The sequence below is a fragment of the Lentisalinibacter sediminis genome (assembly GCF_040706615.1).
GTDB classification, from domain to species: Bacteria; Pseudomonadota; Gammaproteobacteria; order Steroidobacterales; family Woeseiaceae; genus Lentisalinibacter; species Lentisalinibacter sediminis.
This window is the reverse complement of the sequence record NZ_JAPDRF010000007.1, coordinates 107,509-128,852: the sequence shown is the minus strand read 5'-3', so window position 1 is coordinate 128,852 and position 21,344 is coordinate 107,509. Positions and strand designations below refer to the sequence as shown.

The window sequence follows — 21,344 nt, the reverse complement described above, 5'->3', positions numbered from 1 at the left end:
ACGTCCTCCGCTCCCGACGGTCTTCGCCCCCTGGCAGGAAGGGAAGACGGAAACGTATGAGCAGGATCGTCATGAACGCACCCATGAACGTACAGAAGCAGTTCGCGCACGCGCTTCCGCGCCGCGCCCTCCTTGCCATCGCCTGCCTTGCGCTCGCGCTGGCTGCCACGGCCGAAGCGGGTCCGCGGGAACAGGCCAAGCGGCTGCACGACCGTCTCGCCGGCGTACCGCCCACCGAGCAGGTGCTGGCCGGCATGGAAGCCGACATTCTCGCCGGCAACCCCATCGCGGCTGCGGAGACGGCCATGGAGAACAGCGCCTTCTATAACGTGACGCTGAAGAACTTCGTGACGCCCTGGACTAACCGGGACCAGACGGTGTTCGCGCCGCTGAACGACTACACCGCCACGGTCATCGGCATGATCCGCGACGACGTGCCGTTCAATACCGTGCTCTCCGCCGACATTCTCTACGTCGGCGACAGCGGTCTCGGGCTGCCCCCCTACTCCATGTCCGACAACGCTCATTACGAGGCCATGGAGCAACAGGGCATCGACCTGAAGACCGCGCTGGTACAGACCAGCCAGTCCGCGGTGACCGACCTGCCGGCCTCCGCCACCGCCGGCGTGGTCACCAGCCGCGCCGCCGCCGAGGCCTTCTTCATCGCCGGCACCAACCGGGCGATGTTCCGTTTCACGCTGATGAATCACATGTGCAACGACCTGGAGCAGGTGAAGGACGGCTCGCGCTCGCCGGACCGCATCCGCCAGGACGTCTCGCGCAGCCCGGGCGGCGACAGCCGCGTCTTTCTGAACAACTGCGTGGAGTGCCACGCGGGCATGGATCCGCTGGCGCAGGCCTATGCCTACTACAACTTCAACCCGGACACCGGCCGCATCGAGTACACCGAGGGCCAGGTGCATCCCAAGTACTTCAATAACGACGCCAACTTCCCGTTCGGCTTCCGCACCCCCGACGACCGCTGGGACAACTACTGGCGCCAGGGGCGCAACGCCGGGCTCGGCTGGGATCCGTCGCTGCCGGGCAGCGGCAACGGCGCCAAGTCACTGGGCCGGGAGTTCGGCGCGAGCGACGTCTTCGCCGAATGTCAGGTGAAGAAGGTGTTCGAGGCCGTGTGCTTCCGCCAGCCCCAGGACGCAGCCGATCGGGCCGCTCTGGACAGGATCACCGGCGTATTCCGCGCCGACCAGTACCGCATGAAGACGGTGTTCGCCGAGACCGCCGTGCACTGCATGGGCGAATGAGGAGTTCGGCAATCATGGATAGGAACAATATGATCTCTCTGCCCGCCCGCGCTCACCTCGTCGTCGCCCTGACGGCGGCCGCCGCACTGGCCGGCTGCTCCAGCGGTGCCGACGTCGAGGAGAATCCGGTAACGAGCGTCGCGCCGTCACCGGACTACACGGGCCCGGCGCCCGCCACCGACGACGTGCAGTCGTTCAAGATCGAGGTGTGGGACAACGTGCGCACGGACAACCGCTGCGGCGCCTGCCACGGCACCGGCGGCCAGACGCCCACATTCGCGCGCACGGACGACGTCAATCTGGCCTACGAGGAGGCCAACACCATCGTCGACCTGACCTCGCCGGCCGACTCGCGCCTGGTGACGAAGGTAGCTGGCGGCCATAACTGCTGGGAATCCAGCGACGCGGTCTGCGGCGAGATCCTGACGACCTGGATCACCAACTGGGCCGGTGATGCCGCGGGCGGCGGCAAGAACATCGATCTGGAAGCACCGGTGGAGAAGCAGCCTGGAGCCAGCAAGAGCTTCCCGGACGACAGCGGCGCCCTGTTCGGGCAGACCGTGCACCCCGTCCTCATGGAGTACTGCGCCGGCTGCCACACCAGTGCCGCAGCCACGTCCCAGTCGCCGTTCTTCGCCGAAGCGGACGTGGCCGCCGCCTACGATGCCGCCAAGTCGAAGATCAATCTGGACGACCCCGCAGCGTCCCGCTTCGTCGTAAGACTGGCCAGCGAGTTCCATAACTGCTGGAGCGACTGCTCGGCGAACGCGGCGGAGATGCAGTCGGCGGTCGAGGCCTTCGCCAATCAGGTGACCCCCACCGAGGTGGATCCGGCGCTGGTCCTGAGCCGCGCGCTTGCACTGACCGACGGCATCGTCGCCTCCGGCGGCAACCGCTACGAGCGCAACGTGATCGCGCTGTGGGAGTTCAAGACCGGCCAGGGCGACACCGCCTTCGATACCAGCGGCGTCGAGCCGGCGCTGAACCTCACCATCAGCGGCGACTACAACTGGGTCGGCGGCTGGGGCATCGCGCTGCGCGAAGGCAAGGCCCAGGCTACGACCACGGCCAGCCGCAAGCTGCACGACCTGATCAAGGGCACGGGCGAGTATTCGATCGAGGCCTGGGTGGTACCTGCCAACGTCGTGCAGGAAGAGTCCCGGATCGTCAGCTATTCCGCCGGCACGACCGCGCGCAATTTCACGCTGGGTCAGACCCTGTACAGCTACGACTTCTTCAACCGCTCGGATGCCACCGACGGCAACGGCGACCCGGCACTGACCACCTCCGCCGCCGACGAGGACTTGCAGGCCACCCTGCAGCACGTCGTCGCGAACTTCGACCCGGTGGAAGGCCGCAGCATCTACGTGAACGGCGTCCACACCGACGACATGGACCCGCTCGGCACCGGCGGCAGCATCGCCGACTGGGACGATACCTTCGCCTTCGTCCTCGGCAACGAGGTCTCCGGCGACCGGCAGTTCGCCGGCACGTTCCGCATGGTCGCCGTCCACAACCGGACGCTGACGCCGGAGCAGATCGTGCAGAACTTCGACGTCGGCGTCGGCGAGAAATTCTTCCTGCTGTTCGGTGTGAGCCATCTGATCGACGTGCCCGAGGCCTATGTCCTGTTCGAAGTGGCCCAGTTCGACAGTTACTCCTATCTGTTCACCAAGCCGCACTTTCTGAGCCTGGACGATACGGCCACCTGGAGCGGCATCGCGCTCGAAGGCATGCGCATCGGCCTGAACGGCGGCGAACCGGTCGCCGGCCAGGCCTACAAGACCGTCTCCGCGACGCTGTCGAGTGATGCGGCCACCGCCGACCTCGGCCAGCCGCTGGCGGACGTGGGCACGATCATCGAGCTGCAGAAAGGCCCCGAGTCGGACGAGTTCTTCCTGACCTTCGAGGTGCTCGGCGCGAATACCAACGTGCGCACCGAGCCGACGCCGCTCACGCCGGCCCCGACCGACCGCGAGCCGTCGCCGGACGTGGGCGTGCGGGTCTTCGACGAGCTGAACGCGTCGATGTCCCAGATCACCGGCGTGCCCACGACCCACCCGGACGTGGCGCAGACCTTCGAAACCGTGAAGCAGCAGCTGCCCACGGTGGAGAGCTTCGGCGCGTTCTCGTCCTCCCAGCAGGTGGGCGTGTCCCAGCTCGCCATCGAGTACTGCAACGCACTGGTCGAGGACACCGGGCTGCGCGCGCAGGTATTCCCGGGCTTCAATTTCGACGCAGCCGTGACGACGGCCTACGGCACGCTGGCCGCGCGCGACCAGTTGCTGGACCCGCTGATCACGCGGATCAACAACACCAATGTCGTGAGCCAGCCGCACCCGGACGACGTGAAGGCCGAGCTGAACAGCCTTATCGACCGGCTGACCGCCTGCGGCGGCGGCTGCGAGTCGGGTCGCACGGCGACGGTCGCAAAGGCGACCTGTGCCGCGCTAATCGGTAGCGCGACCCTGACCGTCCAGTGATCGACGAGTCACAGACAACGCATCAATCGAGGCAATGACCATGTCAAACAAGTTCGCCACCACCAATCCCGATGCGCCGCTGTGCCATCCGGATCACCCGCGGCCCATCACCCGTCGCCAGCTGCTCTCCCAGGGCTTCATCGCCGGCACCGGGAGTCTGATGGGAGCGGGCGTGATGAGCCTGTTCGCCAACCCGCGGGCCGCCTATGCGGCGCTGAGTCCCGACCTGCAGGCCCTGGCGCAGTCCTGCGGCATCGCCGTGCAGGGCGCGGGCAAGATCCCGTTCATCTCCTTCGACCTGGCGGGCGGCGCCAGCATGGCCGGCTCGAACGTGCTGGTGGGCAAGGAAGGCGGCCAGATGGACTTCCTCTCCACCGAGGGCTACGCCAAGCTCGGCCTGCCCGGCGACATGGTCCCGCCGGTCACCAATCCGCAGACCGGCACCAACGACTTCATCAATACCGATCTGGGACTCGCTTTCCACTCCGACAGCGCGTTCCTGCGCGGCATGATGATGCATCTGTCGCCGACCACGATAGCCAACGTCAACGGCTGTGTGATCCCGGCGCGTTCGGAGAACGACACCGGCAACAATCCGCACAACCCGATGTACGGCATCGCCCGTGCGGGCGCCGACGGCGAGCTGCTGACGCTGATCGGCTCGCGCTCGTCGGATTCCGGCGGCAACTCCATGGCACCGGCCATGCTGATGGACCAGTCGGTTCGCCCCACCAAGGTAGACCGGGCGAGCGACGTCACGGGCCTCGTGGACACCGGCAAGCTGGTCGGCCTGCTTGCGCAGGAGGACGCCGTCGCGGTGATGGAATCCATCCAGCGCATCAGCGACATGAAGCTCGGCCGGGTGGACACCCAGCTGGAGATCACCGCGGACGACGTGCTGAAGGACCTGGTGAACTGCGGCTACGTGAAGGCCGCGGACCTCGCAGACCGCTTCGGCGAGCCCGGCATCCTGGACCCGGACGCCGACCTCGACATCGTCGGCAACGACCTCCAGAGCATCTTCACCCAGGCGGATTACCAGGACGAGCGGGAATTTCGCAAGACGGCCGCCGTCATGAAGATGGTGGTGAACGGTTTCGCCGGCGCCGGCACCGTGGCCATGGGCGGCTACGACTACCACGGCGGCGCGCGACGCACCGGCGAGGTGCGTGACTTCCGCGCCGGCCGCTGCATGGGCGCATGCCTGGAATACGCCGCGCGCAAGGGTCTGCCGCTGATGCTGTACGTGTTCAGCGACGGCTCGCTGTCGGCCAACGGCACCATCGATAATTCCGAGGAAGGCCGCGGCAAGTTCGAGTGGACCAGCGACAACCAGTCCACGGCGGCCTCGTTCTTCCTCGTCTACAACCCCACCGGCAGACCGCAGCTGCTCGAGAGCAACGGCGGACCCGAGCGCCACCAGCAGATCGGCTGGTTCCAGGCGGACGGTTCCGTGCAGAACGCCTCGACCCCGGCGGCGAACAACGTCAACCTGCTGGTCGAGACGGTGATCCTGAACTACATGGCGCTGCACGGCGAGCAGGGCCTGTTCCCGAATGTGTTCCCGGGCCACGGCCTCGGCAACAACCAGCTGCGGGACAGCCTCACCGCCTTCGCGCCGATCGTGAGCGGCACGATCTAGACCCTGTCTCCCTGACCGGCCCGACCCTGCCGGCGAGCCACGGGGACAGTTAACTCGATTCGTGCGAGTTAACTGTCCCCGGCACTTCTTCGGCCCGCCGCCATGCGCGCCTCCATGAAGGCGGCCATCTCCAGGATGGCCTGCTTGGCCTCCGGCATGCGGCCGACGAAGAAATGCCAGACGTGCCACATGGCAGGCCAGACCCGCAGCGTGACGTCCACACCCGCTTCCCGCGCCTTCTCGGCCACCCGGGTCGAATCGTTCAGCAGCACCTCGTGGTCGCCCACCTGCAGCATCAGGGGCGGCAGCCCCTCCAGCGAGGCGTACAGCGGCGATACCAGCGGATGGCGGGGATCGGTGTCCTGGTGGTAGTGCCGCGCCATCGGCGCGATCTCGTCGGCATCGAACCAGGGATCCTTGTCGTTACGGCTCTTCAGCGAACCGCCGGTCGCGGCCAGGTCGGTCCAGGCCGAGATCAGCGCGGCGGCGCCGGGCAGCGGCATCCCCTCGTCCCGCGCCGCCACCATGACCGCAAGCGCGAGCCCGCCGCCGGCCGAATCGCCCGCAAGGATCACCTTGTGCGGATCCGCTCCCCGTTGCAGCAGCCACCGGTACGCAGCGAGGCCGTCCTCCAGGGCGGCGGGGAACGGGTGCTCCGGAGCCAGCCTGTACTCGGGCATGAGCAGCCGTATGCCCGCGGCACGGGCGATGTGGGACACCGCGTTGCGATGGCTGGCGCAGGAGCCGGCCGTGTAGGCGCCCCCGTGCAGGTAGAGCACCACTTCGTCCTCGGCGGCGCCTTCCGGGACGAGCCACTCCGCGTACAGGCCGTCTATCTGCTCCGGGGCGATCTGCACGCCGTCCGCCGCGGCGATGGCGCCGCCCAACCGCTCCAGCCGTGCGCGCCGCTCGGGCATCGGCGCGTCCGGTTTCCGGAAACGCACGCGCAATCGCAGCAGCGCCCGGGTGAGTCTCGCTCTCAGGCTGATCATCGGAATCCCGTCACCTTTACCGTCACCGTCCGGTCAGCCGGGCTCGCCGGCAGCCCGGGTTCGCTCCTCGAATCGCCGGCCGAACCACAATACGAGCCGGGGGAAGTAGCGCTGCAGCAGGTGCAGTCGGCGCGCCATGGGGTCCGGAAACACGTACTCGCGGTCTTCGCGGATGCCCTTCAGTATCGCTCGGACCACGTCGGCCGGCTCCGTGACGATGTCGTCGGGCACCTTGCGCGGCGGGTCCTCGCCGAACTGTATCGAATCCAGGATGGGCGTGCGGCTGAAGAACGGGAACACCGTGGTCACGCGGACGCCGGTCTCCTCCAGGTCCCGGGTGAGGCTGTCGCCGAAACCGCGCACGCCGAACTTGGAGGCGGAGTAGACGGACATGCCTCCTGCGGCCACCCAGCCGGCGATGGAGGAGACGTTCACGATGTGGCCCGAGTCGCGCTCGAGCATGGGCGGCAGGAACAGTGCAGTGAGACGCATCACCGAGAGCAGATTCACCTGCATGAGCGTCTCCCACTGCTGCCAGGGGATCCGGTCGATGCGCCCGCTCATGCCGATGCCGGCGTTGTTCACCAGGATATCGGGCACGGCGACTGCCCTGACCTTGTCGTAGAGCCGCTCGCAGCCGTCCCGGGACGAGAGGTCCGCCTCGGGCACCGCAAGAATCTCGCCCCGTCCCCCGGCCTCGGCCTGGATGGCCCGGCCCGCTTCCGCCAGCGCCGCGGCGTCCCGGTCCGTCACGATCAGCCGGCTGCCCGCGGCCAGGAACTGGCGCGTCATCTGCCGGCCGAAACCGCCGGATGCGCCGGTCACCAGCACCGTCGCACCGTCGAGGGTCGTCATTGCGCATACTCCGCCGTCGTCCAGCGGCGTAATGTACCGGAGCCGACCCTATAATGCCCACGGTGAGTGACCCGAGCGACAATCCGAAAGGCGTGCCGGCAGCCCACCGCGGGCGCCGGGATACGAGCCCCGGCAATCCCCGCCATATGGCAATCCTCGCCGCCGGTGCCTGCGCCGGTATCGCGCTCGCCGTCTACGGCCTGCTGGCCACCGACGCGCCGCGGAAGCTGCCGGACGATGCGGCAGCGCGGGTCAACGCTCGCCTCATCGCCAATACCGAACTCGCCGACGCCCTCGCCGCACTAGGCAGCGATTCCCGCGACGCCCTCGACCAGGCGGACCGGGACTGGATACTGCGCCGCCTGGTGGAGGAGGAATTGCTCGTGCAGCGCGCGCTGGAACTCGACCTGGGGCACACAGACCGGGCGGCGCGGGACGCGCTGGTGGACGCCATGATCCGGCGCATCACCCGGGATGCCGCGGCCCGTCGGCCTTCCGAGGACGAGCTGCGCGCCTGGTACGCGGACAACCGTTCCCTGTTCGCCGGCGCGCCGCGGCTGCGGGTGCAGGCGCGTGTGGCACCGGATGAGGCAGCGGCCCGCGCCCTGCGGGAACGACTCGCGAGCGGCGGCGACGGCGGCGAGTCGGCGGGTGCCGCGGCGGGCGGATCGGTGGCCGGCCTGCCGGATGCCCTGCTGCCGCCGGCGAAATTGCGCGACTACCTCGGTCCCCGCGTCACCGCCGCCCTGAGCACTGCGCCAACCGGCGAATGGCTGGCGCCGCTGCCTTATGCGGGGCGCTGGATCGTCGCGCGGGTGGCCGGGCGCAGCGAGGCCGCAGCACCGCCCTACGGCGAGATCCGCGACCGGGTGGAGGCCGCGTGGCGGCGCGCGCAGATGGACGTCGCCCTGGCCCGCTATCTCGACGAGCTGCGGGCGCGGGCGGATATCGACACGGCGGAGACAACGGAGCGGTGAGCCGCGCCGCCGGCACCCTCCTGCTGCTGTGTCTGCTCGCCGGCACCGCGGCAGCCCACACCCGCAGCGAATCCTGGTCGGAATGGCACACCGGTGCCCGGAGCGCCACGGGCATCGTGACCGTGCCGGCGCGCGAGGTGACCCGCCTGCCCGAGGTGACCCGGGACGGCCGCCCCCTCGGCCAGGTCTTCGCCGACTATCTGGCGGGCCGCGTCGTCGTGCGCTCGGCGGGCGGCCCCTGCACGCTGACCGCCGTCGAGCCCCTGACGGCCGAGGCCGGCTACGTCAGGGTGGAACTGCGCTACGACTGCGAAGGACCGCCCGCAACCGTGCGGGCGGGTGTGCTGTTCGACCGGGTGCAGGGCCACACTCACTTCGCGCGCCAGGCCGGCACGCTCACCGAATCCCTCATACGCGAGGGCGATCCGGAATTCCGTCTCGGCGGAAACGGCGACGCACCCGCAGACGGCAATGCAGGGTTCGGCGATTATCTTCGGCTCGGCACCGCCCACATACTGAGCGGGCCGGATCACATCGCTTTCCTGCTGGCCCTGCTGCTCGCCGCCGCGCACTGGCGCAATGTGGTCATCGCCGTAACCGGCTTCACCATCGGACACAGCGTGACACTGTCGCTGGCCGTCACCGGGCTGGTGCAGGCATCGCCGCCCCGCGTGGAGGCCTTCATCGGCTATACCATCGCCCTGGTGGCGGCGGAGACCGTCGCCCTGAGAGACGGCTACTGGCGCCGGCTCGCCGTCGCCGCCGCGCTCGTGGCCGGCATCGCCGGCCTCGCCGCGTGGGCGACGGCCGAACTGCCGGCGCGGGGTCTCGCAGCCTACACCGGTCTCGCGCTCTTCTCCGGCTGCTACCTGACCCTGGCCGGCGAGGCCGACGACCATACCCGGCGCAGCGGTTTCCTCGGCGCCGTCGCCGTGCTGTTCGGCCTCATCCACGGCCTGGGCTTCGCCGGCTTCCTGCTGGAGACCGGCCTGCCCGAGGACGCCGTCGCCCTGCCGCTGGTCGCGTTCAATATCGGCGTCGAACTCGGCCAGCTGGCGCTGGTGGCCGCCGTGCTGACCGCGGTGGGGGTCGCGGCCCGCCTGTTCCGCGTGACCCGGGCCGAACCGGCCCGGACCCTGCTGGCGGCCGTCCTCTGCGGCCTGGGCCTGGCCTGGTTCGCGGGACGCAGCCTCGGCTGAGAAGCTCCTCCGAGAGCCTCGTCCGGGAACGCAGGCGCTTGCGCTCCGGGTCGGCGGAACCGGACAATGAAGACACGCCAGCAGGGGAAACCGCCATGAAAGCCCTGAAGACACCGCCGGAGCGATTCCGGGATCTGCCCGACTATCCGTTCGGCGGGCACTGGACCGAGGTCGGCGGACTCGCCCTGCACTACGTGGACGAGGGACCACGGCAAGGCCGGCCGGTGCTGCTGCTGCACGGGGAGCCGAGCTGGTCCTATCTCTACCGTCACATGATCCCGGTCATCGTCGACGCCGGCCATCGCGCCGTGGCGCCGGACCTGATCGGTTTCGGCAAGTCGGACAAGCCGGCGGCGGTGGCCGACTACAGCTACCAGGGCCACATGGACTGGCTCACCGCTTTCCTGATGGAGCTGGACCTCACGGACGTGACCCTGGTCTGTCAGGACTGGGGGTCGCTGCTCGGCCTGCGGCTCGCCGCCGAGAACCCGGAGCGTTTCAGCGGCATCGTACTGGCCAACGGCGGCCTGCCCACCGGCGACCAGCAGCTGCCGGCCGCGTTCAAGGTATGGCAGCTGTTCGCGCGCTGGAGCCCCTGGTTCCCCATCGGCCGCATCATCGACAAGGGCACCACCACGCCGCTCCCCGCCGAGGTGGTCGCCGCCTACGACGCGCCCTTCCCCTCGCCGCGCTACAAGGCGGCCGCACGGGCTTTCCCGCCGCTGGTACCGACCCGGCCGGACGATCCGGCGGCGCCGGCCAACCGCAAGGCCTGGGAAGTGCTCGAGCGCTGGGAGAAGCCGTTCCTCACCGCCTTCAGCGACAAGGATCCGATCACCCGCGGCATGGACAAGGTGGCCCGGGCGCGCATCCCCGGCGCGGCGGGACAGCCGCACACGACCATCCGCGGCGGCGGCCATTTCCTGCAGGAAGACCGCGGGCCCGAGCTGGCCCGGGTGGTGGTGGAGTTCATGCAGGGGACCGGCCCGGCTGCCGGCACCGGCTGAGGCGGCTCAGGCTTCGCCGTCGTCCGGCGTGCCGGTCTCGATCAGCCGCTGCAGCCGCAGCAGCTGCTCGGCCAGCACCCGGTCCACCGCCGGCGCGATCTGGTCCAGCCCGCGGGGGTCGTAGCCGCCCACCGCGTAGTCCAGGGCGATGCGGGTGCGGCCTTCGTCCGCGGCCAGACTCCAGGTCATGTTGCCGTTGACGCCCATCAGGCCGAGGGGCCCCAGCCCGCCGGTCAGGCGCAGCATGCGGCCGGGCTCGACAAAGGTGACGGTCATGTGCACCACCGCGCCGTCCTCGCCCAGCTTCTCGCAGAAGCAGCCGTTCGGGCGAGTCTCGATATAGAGATTGTGTGCCTCGCCGGAATAGGTATGCGCGCCGCTCCACCATTCGCTCACGTGCGCGGTCAGCATGCGCCACGCCGTCTCCGGTGGCGCCTCCACGGCGGCCTCGACATGCACGGTGAAGCCGTGTGCTGCTGCGGCGGTCACCTCGGCGCCCGCGGGCGGCGGCGCGGCCGCGACGGCGAGGAACAGGACCATGAACGGCAGCAGCATACGCACGGCCCGCATCCTCACAGCACCAGCTCGATGAGATTCGGGCCGGGCTCCGGGACGAAGTCGGCCAGCGCCCGGTTGAACTCCTCCAGCGTCGTCGCCCGCCGGGCAGTGACGCCCATCCCCTCGGCCAGCGCCACCCAGTCCAGGTCCGGCCGGCCGATGTCGAGCATGTCCCGCGCCTTCGGTCCCGGTTCGCCGGCGCCCACCCGCATGAACTCGATGTTCAGGATGCGGTACTGGCGGTTGGCGAAGATGACGTTGGTGACGTCCAGTCCTTCCCGGGCCTGGGTCCAGAGGGACTGCAGGGTGTACATGCCGCCGCCGTCGGCCTGCAGCGCCAGAACCTTGCGGTCGGGACAGGCAATAGCGGCGCCGGTGGCCACGGGCAGGCCCTGGCCGATGGAGCCGCCGGTGAGCATCAGCCAGTCGTGGGGCGGCGCGGTGGCCGTGGCCGGCAGCAGGGCGCCGCCGCTGGTGGCGGATTCGTCGGAGACGATGGCGTTCTCGGGCAGCGCAGCGGCGATGGCGAGTGCCAGCGTCTCGGCACCGAGGTCCCCGCCGGGCGGCCCGGGCTGGCGGGCCGGCGCCAGTTCGGCCCGGTCCGCGCCAGCGCCGAGTTCGTCGGCCAGCACCTCCAGCGCGCCGATGCCGTCCTCGCCCGGTTCGGCCAGGCTCACGATGTCGCAGCCGTCCGGCGCGATGCGGCTCGCTACTCCCGGATAGGCGAAGAAGGTGACCGGTTCACGCGTGTTCACCAGCACCAGGTGGCGGATGCCGGCCAGTGCCTCCCGCGCTTCCTCCGCGAAATAGGGCAGGCGGCCGACGACCGCGCGGCCGGCGCCGCGCTCCTGGCGGCCGACGAAGGTATCCGTCAGCAGCCGCGCCCCGCTGGCGTTGGCGATACGGCTGGCGAGTTCCAGTCCGCGGCTGCGCAGCACGGGCCCGTTCACCAGGATGGCGGCCGGTTCGCCGCTCGCGAGCGCCCGGGCCACGGCCCGGATACGGTCGCCGTCGACCGGCGCGGGTGCGGCCGCCGGCAGGGCATCGCCGGGCGGCGGGCCGTCCTGCCAGGCAAGGTCCGCCGGCATGATCAGCGTGGCGATGCCTCCCGGCGGCGCCGTGGCGGCGGCTACGGCCTCGGCGGCATCGCCGGCCAGCGCAGTGCCGTCCTCGCAGGTGCGCACCCAGTCCGAGACCGGCCGGGAGACGCCTTCGATGTCGGAGGTGAGCGGCGCATCCAGCTGGCGATGCCAGGTGGCGTGTTCGCCGATGATGTTGACGATGGGCGTGTGGGCGCGCCGGGCATTGTGGAAGTTGGCCAACGCGTTGCCCATGCCGGGCCCGAGATGCAGCAGGGTGGCGGCCGGCACGCCGCGCATGCGCCCGTAGCCGTCCGCCGCGCCGGAGACAACGCCCTCGAACAGGCCCAGCACGCTGCGCATGCCCTCCACCCGGTCCAGCGCAGCGACGAATTGCATCTCCGAGGTGCCGGGGTTGGTGAAGCAGACTTCGACCCCGGCGGCGAGCAGCGTGCGCAGCAGTGATTCGGCACCGTTCATGGCGCCGATATTAGCAGACCCGATTGCGGACCCCGATTGCGGACGCCGATTGCGGACGCCGATTGCCGAGGCCGATTTCGGCTCAGGCGGAATGCTGCGGCAACCGTGCCGCACGCCGGCCCGCGACCCAGCGCTGGACGTCGGTCATGGCCAGGTAGCTCGCCGGCACCAGCAGCAGCGCGATGGCGGTGACGAACAGCACGCCGAAGCCGAGACTGATGGCCATGGGGATCAGAAAGCGCGCCTGCAACGAGGTCTCGAAGATGATGGGCGTGAGGCCGAAGAAGGTCGTCAGGGAGGTCAGCACCACCGGCCGCACGCGGCGCACGGTACCGGAGATCACCGCGTCCTGCAGTTCCACCCCCTCCTTGCGGAAATCGTTGATGGCGGTGATCAGCACCAGCGAGCCGTTGATGACCACGCCGGACAGCGCGACCAGACCGAGCACGCTCACGAAGCTCATCGTATAGCCCATGATCGCGTGGCCGAGCACGGCGCCGATCAGGCCGAACGGGACGGCGAAGAGCACCAGCAGCGGCTGCACGTAGCTGCGGAACGCCACGGCCATCAGCGCGTACATGGCCAGCAGCGCCAGCACCATGCCCCGCATCAGGCCGCCGATGGACTCCGCCTGCGCCTCCTGCTCGCCGGACAGGCTCCAGGTGAGCCCCGGCAGCTCCTGCTGCATAAGCGGCAGCACCTCGCCCGTCAGCGCGGCGGTGATCTGCCCGGCGTTGGCGACGTTCTCGTCCACGTCGGAACTGACCTCGATGACCCGCTTGCCGTCCTCACGGCGGATCTCCGTGAACGAGCGTCCCTCCGTCACCCGGGCGGCCTGTCCCAACGGGATCTCGCCGCCGCCCGGCGTGCGCACGATGAAGGTCTCCACGGAATAGAGCGTCTCGCGCTCGGACTCCGGCAGCCGCACGTACACGCGCAACTCGTCGCGCCCGCGCTGCTGACGCAGGGACTCGGCGCCGAAAAAGGCGGCGCGGATCTGGTTGGCGAGATCGCTCTCGGTGATGCCGAGGCTGCGGGCCGCCGGCTTCAGCTCCAGGTCGAGCTGGGGCTTGCCCTGCTCCAGGCCGCTGTCCACGTCGAACACACCCGCGTAATCCGACAGCTCCCCGGCGAGGCGGGCAGCGGCGTGCTCCAGGGTGAGTACGTCCCGGTGCGAGAGCTGGATGGCCACCTTGGCGCCGGCGGCGGGGCCCACAGAATAGTTGTAGGTCATGCGCTCGGCCGCCGGCGGCTCGCCGACCTCGCGGCGCCAGCGGTTGGCGAACTCTTCCGCGCTCACCTCCCGGTCGCCGGCCGGCGCCAGGTAGACGGTCACCAGCGCCCGGTGGCCGCCGGTCTGAGTGCCGATGCTGATGTCGCCGCCGCCGGTGTTGGGCTGGCTCTTGCCGATCTCCGAGTAGATGCCGGTGACCAGCGGCTCGTCGCCGGTGACCACGTCCTCGCCGCCGAGCTCCTCCTCCACTTCCCGGGCGGCCGCGATCATGCGCTCCATGACGCCGTGGGTCTCGTGCACCGGCGCGCCGAAGGGCAGCTCGACGCCCGCCGAGACGAAGTCGGCCTCCACCCGGGGGAAGAAGGTCAGCGGCACGCGCCCGCTGGCCAGCATGGCCCAGGCGACGATGAGCACGCTGAGCGCCGCCGACAGCGCCAGGTAGCGGCGCTCGGCCACCCGCTCGGCCATCGGTCGGAAGCGATTCTCGATCCAGTTCTCCAGCCCGTTGGAGAACTGCTTCTGCCAGCGGTAGATCGGCCGCATCACGGGATTCGGCCGGAACTGGCCCGAGCGACGGACGTGGGCGAGATGGGCCGGCAGGATCAGCAGGCACTCGACCAGCGAGAGCAGCAGGATCGGGATGACGATCATCGGGATGTTGATGAAGAACTTGCCGATGATGCCGGGCACGAACAGCAGCGGCATGAATGCCAGCACGGTGGTGAGGACGGCGAATACCACCGGCGTCAGCACCTCCCGGGTGCCGGCAACGGCGGAGGTGAGAGGATCGTTGTAGCGGCTGCGGTTGGCGAATACCGCCTCGCCCACCACCACCGCATCGTCGACCACGATGCCCAGCGTCAGGATGAAGGCGAACAGGGAGATGATGTTGATGGAGATGTCCGCCATCGGCATGAACAGGAATACGCCGAGGAAAGAGATGGGCATGCCGAGCGTCACCCAGAAGGCCAGGCGCGGCTGCAGGAAGATGCCCAGCACGATCAGTACCAGCAGAGCACCGAGGCGGCCGTTGTCGATCAGCAGCCCGATGCGGTCGCGGAAGGCCTCCGAGGAGTCGTCCGTGACCACCAGGTTCACGGTCTCGGGCAGGTCGCCCTGGCGGGTGTCGATGAACTCGTGCACGGCGTCGGCCACGGTCAGCGGCGACTCGTCGCCCACGCGAAAGACCTTCAGCCGCACGGCCGGGTGGCCGTCGTAGAAGGCTTCGGTGTCGGTGTCGCGGTAGCCGTCGACGATGGTCGCCATCTCGCCCAGCGTGACCCGGGAGCCGTCCGGATTGCTGATGACGGCGATATCTTCGAACTCGTCGCCGAACTCGCGCCGCTCGGTGGTGCGCACCAGCACGTCGCCGCCGGCCGTCTTCACCGTGCCTCCGGGCAGGTCGATGGAGGCGGCGCGCACCCGCCGGGCGATCTCCGGCAGCGTGAGGCCGTAGCGGCGGAGCTGCTCCTGGGGCACCTCGATGCTGACCTCGGGCGGTGGCAGGCCGTCCACCTCGATCAGCGTGATGCGGGGGTCGTCCAGGAGCTCGCCCCGCAGCTGCTCTGCCAGTCCGTCCAGCTCACGCAGCTCCAGGTCACCGTAGACGATCAGGTTCAGCACCTGCTCCCGGTTGGTCGCCAGGGAGATGACGGGGCGCTCCGCGTCCTCGGGAAAGGAGGTGATACGGTCCACGGCGCTCTTGACGTCGTTCAGCGCCTGGTCGGCATCGGTGTCGAGCAGCAGCTCGGCCAGCACCACGCCGCGGCCCTCGTTCACGACCGAGCTGACCTCCTTGATGCCGTCGACGCCGCGCACGGCCTCCTCGACCGCGAGCACCACGCCTTCCTCGACTTCCTCGGGGCTCGCGCCCGGGTAGGAGACGCTCACCGTGATGATGTCGAGATCGATCTCCGGGAAGACCTCCTGGCGCACCTGCTGGGCGAACAGCAGCCCGCCGACGATGAGCAGCAGCATCAGCAGGTTCGCCGCCACGGCGTTGCGGGCCATCCAGGCGATGGGGCCCCGCATGCTTGTGGGATCGGCGCTCATCCCGTCACGGGTTCCCGGCAGTCTCTTCCGCCCCGACCGGGAGTTCGTCCTGCAGCCTGAGCTTCATGCCCGGCACCGGCGAAGCGAGCGGACTGGTCACGACCAACTCGCCGGCCTCCAGGCCGCCGGTGATCATCACCTGATCCGGCTTGCGCCAGCCCACTTCCACCCGACGGATGTCGAGCCGCCCGTCCTCACCGTAGACGTAGACCCGGTCGCCGGCGTGCAGCCAGGCACGCTCGAGCGCCACCACCTCGGTGACCCGGTCGCTCTCGATCTCGACGTCGACATAGCTGTCGAACAGGAGCGGCAGGCCGCCCGTCTCCAGCGCCAGCGGATCGTCGATGCCGACCAGGACCCGGGCAAGCCGTCCGGCCGGGTCCAGATCCCCCAGCAGCCGCAGCACCCGGCCCCGACGCACGGCGGTGTCGGCACCGCTGTCGTAGCGGATCTCGACCGTCGAGCCGCCACGGCCCTGTGCGTCCGGCAGCTCGAGGGCGCCGAGCCGGTCCACCGGCACGGCCGCGCGCACCCACGCCCGGTCGGTACCGGCGAGAGCGGCGGCCTGGCTCTGCGGCGTAAGGGTCTGCCCCGGGTCGACGTTCTCGGTCAGGACAAGTGCATTGAAGGGCGCCGTCACCCGGGTACGCTGCAGGTTCAGTTCGGCCTGGCGGAGTTGCGCCCGGGCCGCCGCCACCGCAGCCTCGGCGACGGCCAGCTGTGGCTCGCGCAGCGCCAGCGACGGGTCGGCGGCCTCGTCCCGTTCGTCGGCGAACAGCCGCCATTCCCGCTCGGCGACCCGCCGCCGGCCCTGCTCGAGCGCGAGCCTGGCCTCGGCATCCGCCAGCCGCGTGCGGGCCGTCTCCACCGCCAGCTCGTAGTCCTCCGGCTCGATGCGGAACAGCAGCTCGCCGGCCTCCACGAGCCCGCCGGGCACCAGCGCGTCGTTGAGTTCCACCACGCGGCCCCCCACCTGGGGCTGCACCACGACGCGGCGCGCCGGTGTAACCACCCCCTGCGCCGGCACGGTGAAGCGTTCGGTCCGGCTCTCAGCGGGCCAGGTCTCCACCAGGGTGCCCCGATCCACGCGGGGCGCCTTCTCGGGCTCGGTGCGGGTGGCCAGCAACACGGCCGACAGCGCAATGCCGCCGACCAGTACCACGACCGCCGCGAGGGCTTGCCGGCGGCCGGGGCTCATGCGGCCTCCTCGCGCAACAGCGAGACGCCGAGCGCCCGGCACAGCTGGATGCGGCCGCTGTACTGGTCGCGCCGGGCGCCGACCAGTGACTGCTCCAGGCTCTGCTTCGATTGCAGCGCGAGCAGCACGTCGAGGAAATCCACCTGCCCTTCCTGATACGCGGTGCGCGTCAGCGTCAGCACCCGCTCCGCCTCCGCCAGCTGGCGGCGCAGGCTCGTTACCAGGTCGTCCCCGGACTGGGTCTGCGCCAGGGAGACGGCCACTTCGGTCCAGGCATCCAGCAGCGCGCCCGCGTACCCGATCAGCGCTTCCTCAGCCTCGGCGTCGCGCAGGTCGATGTTGGCGCGGCGCTGACCGAAATCGAACAGGTTGGTGGTGACCTCCGCGCCCGCCTGCCACAACGTGTCGGCGAATAGATCCGCCAGCATCGTCTCCACGGAAATCAGGCTGCCGCTCAGCGACAGGGACGGGAGCCGCTGCGCGATACTGGCCGCCAGCCGGCGGTCGCTGGCGGCCAGCGCCAGACGGGCGGCGCGGACGTCGGGACGAGCCTCCGGCAGGGCGGCCGGCACGCCGGGATCCGGCAGCGGCGGCACGGCCGGCAGTCCCTCGTCGTCCGGCAGCGGGACGGTATCCGGCGGGCTGCCGAGCAGGGCGGCGAGCTGATGCTCCAGCACCCGCCGCTGACCGCGAGCGACGCCCAACTGGCCGTCCAGCCGCTGCAGCTGCTGGCGCTGGCGTCCAACGTCGGCGGCGCCGCTCTGGCCGAGGCCGAACCGCAGCCGGGTGAGTTCGAGGAACTTCTGCGAGGTCGCCACCTGCTCTTCCAGCAGGGCCACCAGTTCACGCTGCGCGAGCAGCGACGCCCAGGTGTCCGCGAGCTGCGCGCCGAGGCTCACCTCCAGCGCCGCCAGCGACTCCGCGGCCGCCTCCGCCTGCAGTGCTGCGGCCCGGTACTCGTTGCGCACCCGGCCCCAGACGTCCACCTCGTAGCTCGCCGCAAGCGACCCCTGGTACTGCTCCGACACGCCGCCGGCGGGGAACCCCGGGGGCAGCGCGTCGCCGGGGATCTGCGCCGCGAGGAAACCCGCGCCAACCGCATCCCCGCGGCTGCCCTCGATGGCGAGGTCCAGACGCGGCAGCAGCGGCGAGCGGGCACCCCGGGCCAGCGCCTCGGCCTGGCGCAGCCGCGCCACCGCCCCCCGCAGCTCGAGGCTGTCGGCCGCCAGGCGCGATTCCAGTGCGGCCAGGGAATCGCCGCCGAGATTCCGGCAGACCGCCTCCGCCGGTGCGCCCGGTGCCGGGGAGTCCGGCCAGGCGGCCGGCACGGGCAGGACGTCCTCCGCGCCCTCCGGCGCGTAGCGGGGAGTCGAGCAGGCCGCCACACCGAGGGTGACGGCCATGATTCCGAGGAGGCGCAGGGACATGGTCAGCTTCGGCCAAGAGGGATGCCAATGATAACGCAGGCGTAGTCGCCAAACGTGAGAGCGCAGGGTATTCGGGATGCCCCGCCGCCCGGATGCGGCGGCGCGAGCCGTGGCGGACGACGCTAGTCCTGCAGCTGGAAGTTGATGCGGGTGGAAACCCGCTGGTCGATGGGCCGGCCGCGATAGACACGGGGCCGGAACCGCCACTGTTCGACCGCGCGCAGGCTGGCACCCTCGAATACCCGTTCGGGCTGCGCCTCGATCACCTCCGCATCGGCCGTGCTGCCGTCGGCGAGCACCGTGAACTCCACGTCCACCCAGCCCTCCTGCTCACGGCGGATCGCCGCACGCGGATAGACGGGCGGGACGATATCCGTGGCCAGCATCTCGCTGCCCGGCAAGACCCGGGCGGACTCGCGCCGGATGAAGGCAAGATCCACCTCGTCCTGCAGTGCTGCGACGGTCGCCTCGGCGGCCTCCAAAGTCTGCGTTTCCAGCAGCAGTTGCTCGGCCTCCTCCAGCGCACCTGCATCGATGCGGTCACGGATGGCCACGGAGATGGCGCTCACCAGACGCGCACGGAACGCGGCGACGCCCGGATCGTCCGCCAGGGTGGCTTCGGCCTGCGCCAGCCACGCGAGGGCGTTGTCGTCCGGCGGCGCCACCAGGCGGCCGGCGGCGAGGCTTTCCCGGCCCAGCTCCAGCGCGTCCGGCTCGGGTGGCGGTGCCGGTTCTCCGGCATCCGCAGCCGCGACTTCACCGGCGACGGCCTCCGCCGGGGCGGCGGCCGCGCTGGCCGCCTCGCTCTCCTCCGCGGCCGCGGCAGCCGCTGCGGCCGCCGCCGCTTCCTGCCGGGCGCGCCGTTCGGCGGCCTGACGGCGGCGTTCGGCCTCGCGGGCGGCGGCAGCGCGCTCGGCCCGGATGGCGCCGATCTGCTCCCGCGCCGTTTCAACGAGCGCATCGTCCACCTGCGGCAGCGCCTCTGCGACAGCGAGGCGATTCGCCGCCGTTCCGTCGTCACCGTCACGGGCCGCCTGCACCGCCTCCATGACCAGCCGCTGCTGCCGCGCGATGAGAGTCTCCTGCACCTCGACGATGACCGGATGGCCCGGCGTGACACTCGCCAGTTTGCTGGCCAACCGGGCCGCCTCGCTGAACTCGCCTGCCTCCATGAGAGAGCGCACCCGGCCGGCGACCTCACCGGCCACCTCGGTCAGCTCGCTCGCGGCCTCGGCGTGCTCGGGCTCGGCATCCAGCACCAGGGAGTAGAAATAGAGCGCGTTCTGTCCCGCCGGCTCCACCAGCATGCCGGCACTCGCCGCCATCCGCGCCTTGCCGAGATTGACGTCGGTGGCCTCGCCGGCGGCGGCACTGACGGAGAGGCCGGACGCCGCACTCTCGCTCGACGGCGACGCCGGTGCCGGCGCCTCGAACAACTGCTCCTCTTCGCCGCCGAGCCGATCCGCCAGGAACCACGCCGCCGCCAGGCCGACCACGACGAAACCCGCCACCACCAGCAGGATGTCGGCGGTGCGGCGGTGGCCGCCCGCGGAGGAATCCGCGCGCCGTGTCACTGCATCATTCATTCAGCTACGCACCCACAGTCTGCGCATCCCCCGGATGCGGCTCACGAATTGCGCCAGCATCGCCGCCCCATGCCGTGGCGGCCGGTCTGGGACCACGGAGTGGCGTCGTGCGAGCTCCGGGTTCTCCAGCAGCTGGATGTGGCGCAATACCGCGGCGTTCACGTTCTGTACCAGCCGCGCCTCGTCCATCGGCTTGGACATGTAGCGGAACACCTGACCATGATTGATCAGCGAGATCATCTCGGCGGCATCCCGCTCGTCGCTGACGACGATCGTGATGAGTTCCGGCAGATAACGCTTCAGCGTCGACAGCATGTTGCGCAGCATCGCGCCGTCGGTGCAGAAGTCCGTGACCAGCACGCCGGCACCGTCATCGGAGAGCATCTCCGTGACCTGCACCAGCGTGGACGCACGGGTGACCCGGTAGCGCTCTGCGAGTATGCGCTCGACGCTCTCCGCGAACGTGGCATCGGCGGTAAACAGCGCCACGCCCACATTGTCCATGTCTTCGCAGGCGCCGCCGCGCCGCGAACCCGGCGCCTCGTCGCCGCCGATCACGATGGTGTCGACGAACTCCGTCCCCGAGTCGCCGGCCAGGATGATCTCGGTCTCCGCCGGCTCGTCCTCGGCCGGCTCGTCCTCCGCCATGCAGGCGGTCACCTCCTGACGCGGCGGATCCTCCCTCTCCAGCTCCAGGGCCAGGTTCGGGACCGTCGCCGCATGATCCTCCTCCCGGACTGCGCGGGGCGCCGGCTCCCCGGCTGCCGGCGGGATCGGCTCGGGCGCGAGTTCGGGCTCGGGTTCCGGCTCGGGCTCGGGTTCCGGCCCGGGTTCCGGCTCCGGCGGCACGGGAGCCGCCTCCAGGACGGTCGCTGCACGGGCCGCCGCCCCCGACTGGCGCGCGGCCTGTACCGCCTCCGCCAGCGTCTCGCGCAGCTCCTGCGGCGGGCAGGGCTTCGACAGGAAACGGAATACCTCGCCGATGTTGATGGAGCCCTCGATGGCGTCCAGGTCCGCATAGCCCGTCAGCAGGATGCGCACCGCCGAGGGCACGCGACTCCGCACCTCTCCCAGCACCTCCACACCGGAGAGCCCGGGCATGCGCTGATCGGCGATGATCACGTCCACGTTCTCCTGTTCGGCGATGCGGATCGCCTCGGCTCCGTCGGTCGTGAGATGCAGTTCGTAGTCGCGGCGGAACAGTGCCCGCATGGAGTTGAGCACGCGCTTCTCGTCGTCGACGAACAGGACCTTCGGCTTGCCGCCGGGTTCGTCGTCGGGCCTGTCGATGCGCGCGGTCTGGGCCATCC

The 21,344-nt window shown here is 70.3% G+C and carries 15 protein-coding genes; 6 read left to right on the top strand and 9 right to left on the bottom strand.

All coding sequences use genetic code 11. From position 1 onward, the window contains the following. Positions 1-56: 56 nt before the first annotated feature. Genes ACJMKX_RS15595 through ACJMKX_RS15585 form a run of 3 tightly spaced genes read left to right on the top strand, consistent with a single transcriptional unit; the run spans position 57 to position 5,390 of the window. A complete protein-coding gene (locus ACJMKX_RS15595; protein WP_405227523.1) occupies positions 57-1,265 on the top strand; it encodes a hypothetical protein in 1,209 nt (402 codons plus the stop codon). 14 nt (positions 1,266-1,279) lie between these two features. Then, complete coding sequence (locus tag ACJMKX_RS15590) at positions 1,280-3,748, top strand: LamG domain-containing protein (RefSeq protein WP_405227520.1); 2,469 nt, start codon at positions 1,280-1,282, stop codon at positions 3,746-3,748. 40 nt (positions 3,749-3,788) lie between these two features. Further along, a complete protein-coding gene (locus ACJMKX_RS15585) occupies positions 3,789-5,390 on the top strand; it encodes a hypothetical protein (protein ID WP_405227518.1) in 1,602 nt (533 codons plus the stop codon). 68 nt (positions 5,391-5,458) lie between these two features. On the opposite strand, the gene ACJMKX_RS15580 is transcribed toward ACJMKX_RS15585, so the two are convergent. Then, the gene (locus ACJMKX_RS15580; RefSeq protein WP_405227515.1) at positions 5,459-6,382 is read right to left on the bottom strand and encodes an alpha/beta hydrolase; all 924 of its coding nucleotides are present in this window, start codon (positions 6,380-6,382) and stop codon (positions 5,459-5,461) included. 33 nt (positions 6,383-6,415) lie between these two features. After that, positions 6,416-7,237 carry an SDR family NAD(P)-dependent oxidoreductase gene (locus ACJMKX_RS15575; RefSeq protein WP_405227512.1) on the bottom strand — a complete coding sequence of 274 codons (822 nt, stop codon included), beginning with the start codon at positions 7,235-7,237 and terminating at the stop codon, positions 6,416-6,418. A 53-nt stretch (positions 7,238-7,290) separates the two neighbouring features. On the opposite strand from ACJMKX_RS15575, the gene ACJMKX_RS15570 reads away from it, so the two are divergent. From ACJMKX_RS15570 to ACJMKX_RS15560, 3 genes are all read left to right on the top strand, one after another. Further along, positions 7,291-8,214, top strand: a complete 924-nt coding sequence (locus tag ACJMKX_RS15570; protein WP_405227509.1) for a peptidyl-prolyl cis-trans isomerase — start codon at positions 7,291-7,293, stop codon at positions 8,212-8,214. Next, entirely contained in the window at positions 8,211-9,413 is a 1,203-nt protein-coding gene (locus ACJMKX_RS15565; RefSeq protein WP_405227506.1) for a HupE/UreJ family protein, read from the top strand. Before ACJMKX_RS15570 ends, ACJMKX_RS15565 begins: the two co-directional genes overlap by 4 nt. A gap of 95 nt (positions 9,414-9,508) precedes the next feature. Next, positions 9,509-10,420, top strand: a complete 912-nt coding sequence (locus tag ACJMKX_RS15560) for a haloalkane dehalogenase (protein ID WP_405227503.1) — start codon at positions 9,509-9,511, stop codon at positions 10,418-10,420. Between the two features lie 6 nt (positions 10,421-10,426). Here the strand turns inward: ACJMKX_RS15560 and ACJMKX_RS15555 are convergent, their stop codons facing one another. The 7 genes from ACJMKX_RS15555 to ACJMKX_RS15525 form a co-directional block, all read right to left on the bottom strand. Then, positions 10,427-10,975 (bottom strand): SRPBCC family protein, encoded by a 549-nt coding sequence (locus ACJMKX_RS15555; RefSeq protein ID WP_405227877.1) that lies wholly within the window; start codon positions 10,973-10,975, stop codon positions 10,427-10,429. A gap of 17 nt (positions 10,976-10,992) precedes the next feature. After that, positions 10,993-12,537 carry an acetolactate synthase large subunit gene (locus tag ACJMKX_RS15550; RefSeq protein WP_405227500.1) on the bottom strand — a complete coding sequence of 515 codons (1,545 nt, stop codon included), beginning with the start codon at positions 12,535-12,537 and terminating at the stop codon, positions 10,993-10,995. Positions 12,538-12,619: 82 nt separating this feature from the next. Further along, positions 12,620-15,823: an efflux RND transporter permease subunit gene (locus tag ACJMKX_RS15545; protein ID WP_405227497.1), complete on the bottom strand. Its 3,204-nt coding sequence runs from the start codon at positions 15,821-15,823 to the stop codon at positions 12,620-12,622. 4 nt (positions 15,824-15,827) lie between these two features. Then, entirely contained in the window at positions 15,828-17,021 is a 1,194-nt protein-coding gene (locus tag ACJMKX_RS15540) for an efflux RND transporter periplasmic adaptor subunit (RefSeq protein WP_405227494.1), read from the bottom strand. After that, complete coding sequence (locus ACJMKX_RS15535; protein WP_405227491.1) at positions 17,018-18,448, bottom strand: TolC family protein; 1,431 nt, start codon at positions 18,446-18,448, stop codon at positions 17,018-17,020. Before ACJMKX_RS15535 ends, ACJMKX_RS15540 begins: the two co-directional genes overlap by 4 nt. 122 nt (positions 18,449-18,570) lie before the next feature. Then, complete coding sequence (locus tag ACJMKX_RS15530) at positions 18,571-20,034, bottom strand: energy transducer TonB (protein WP_405227488.1); 1,464 nt, start codon at positions 20,032-20,034, stop codon at positions 18,571-18,573. Continuing rightward, positions 20,035-21,342 (bottom strand): response regulator, encoded by a 1,308-nt coding sequence (locus tag ACJMKX_RS15525; protein ID WP_405227485.1) that lies wholly within the window; start codon positions 21,340-21,342, stop codon positions 20,035-20,037. Between the last annotated feature and the right edge of the window lie 2 nt (positions 21,343-21,344).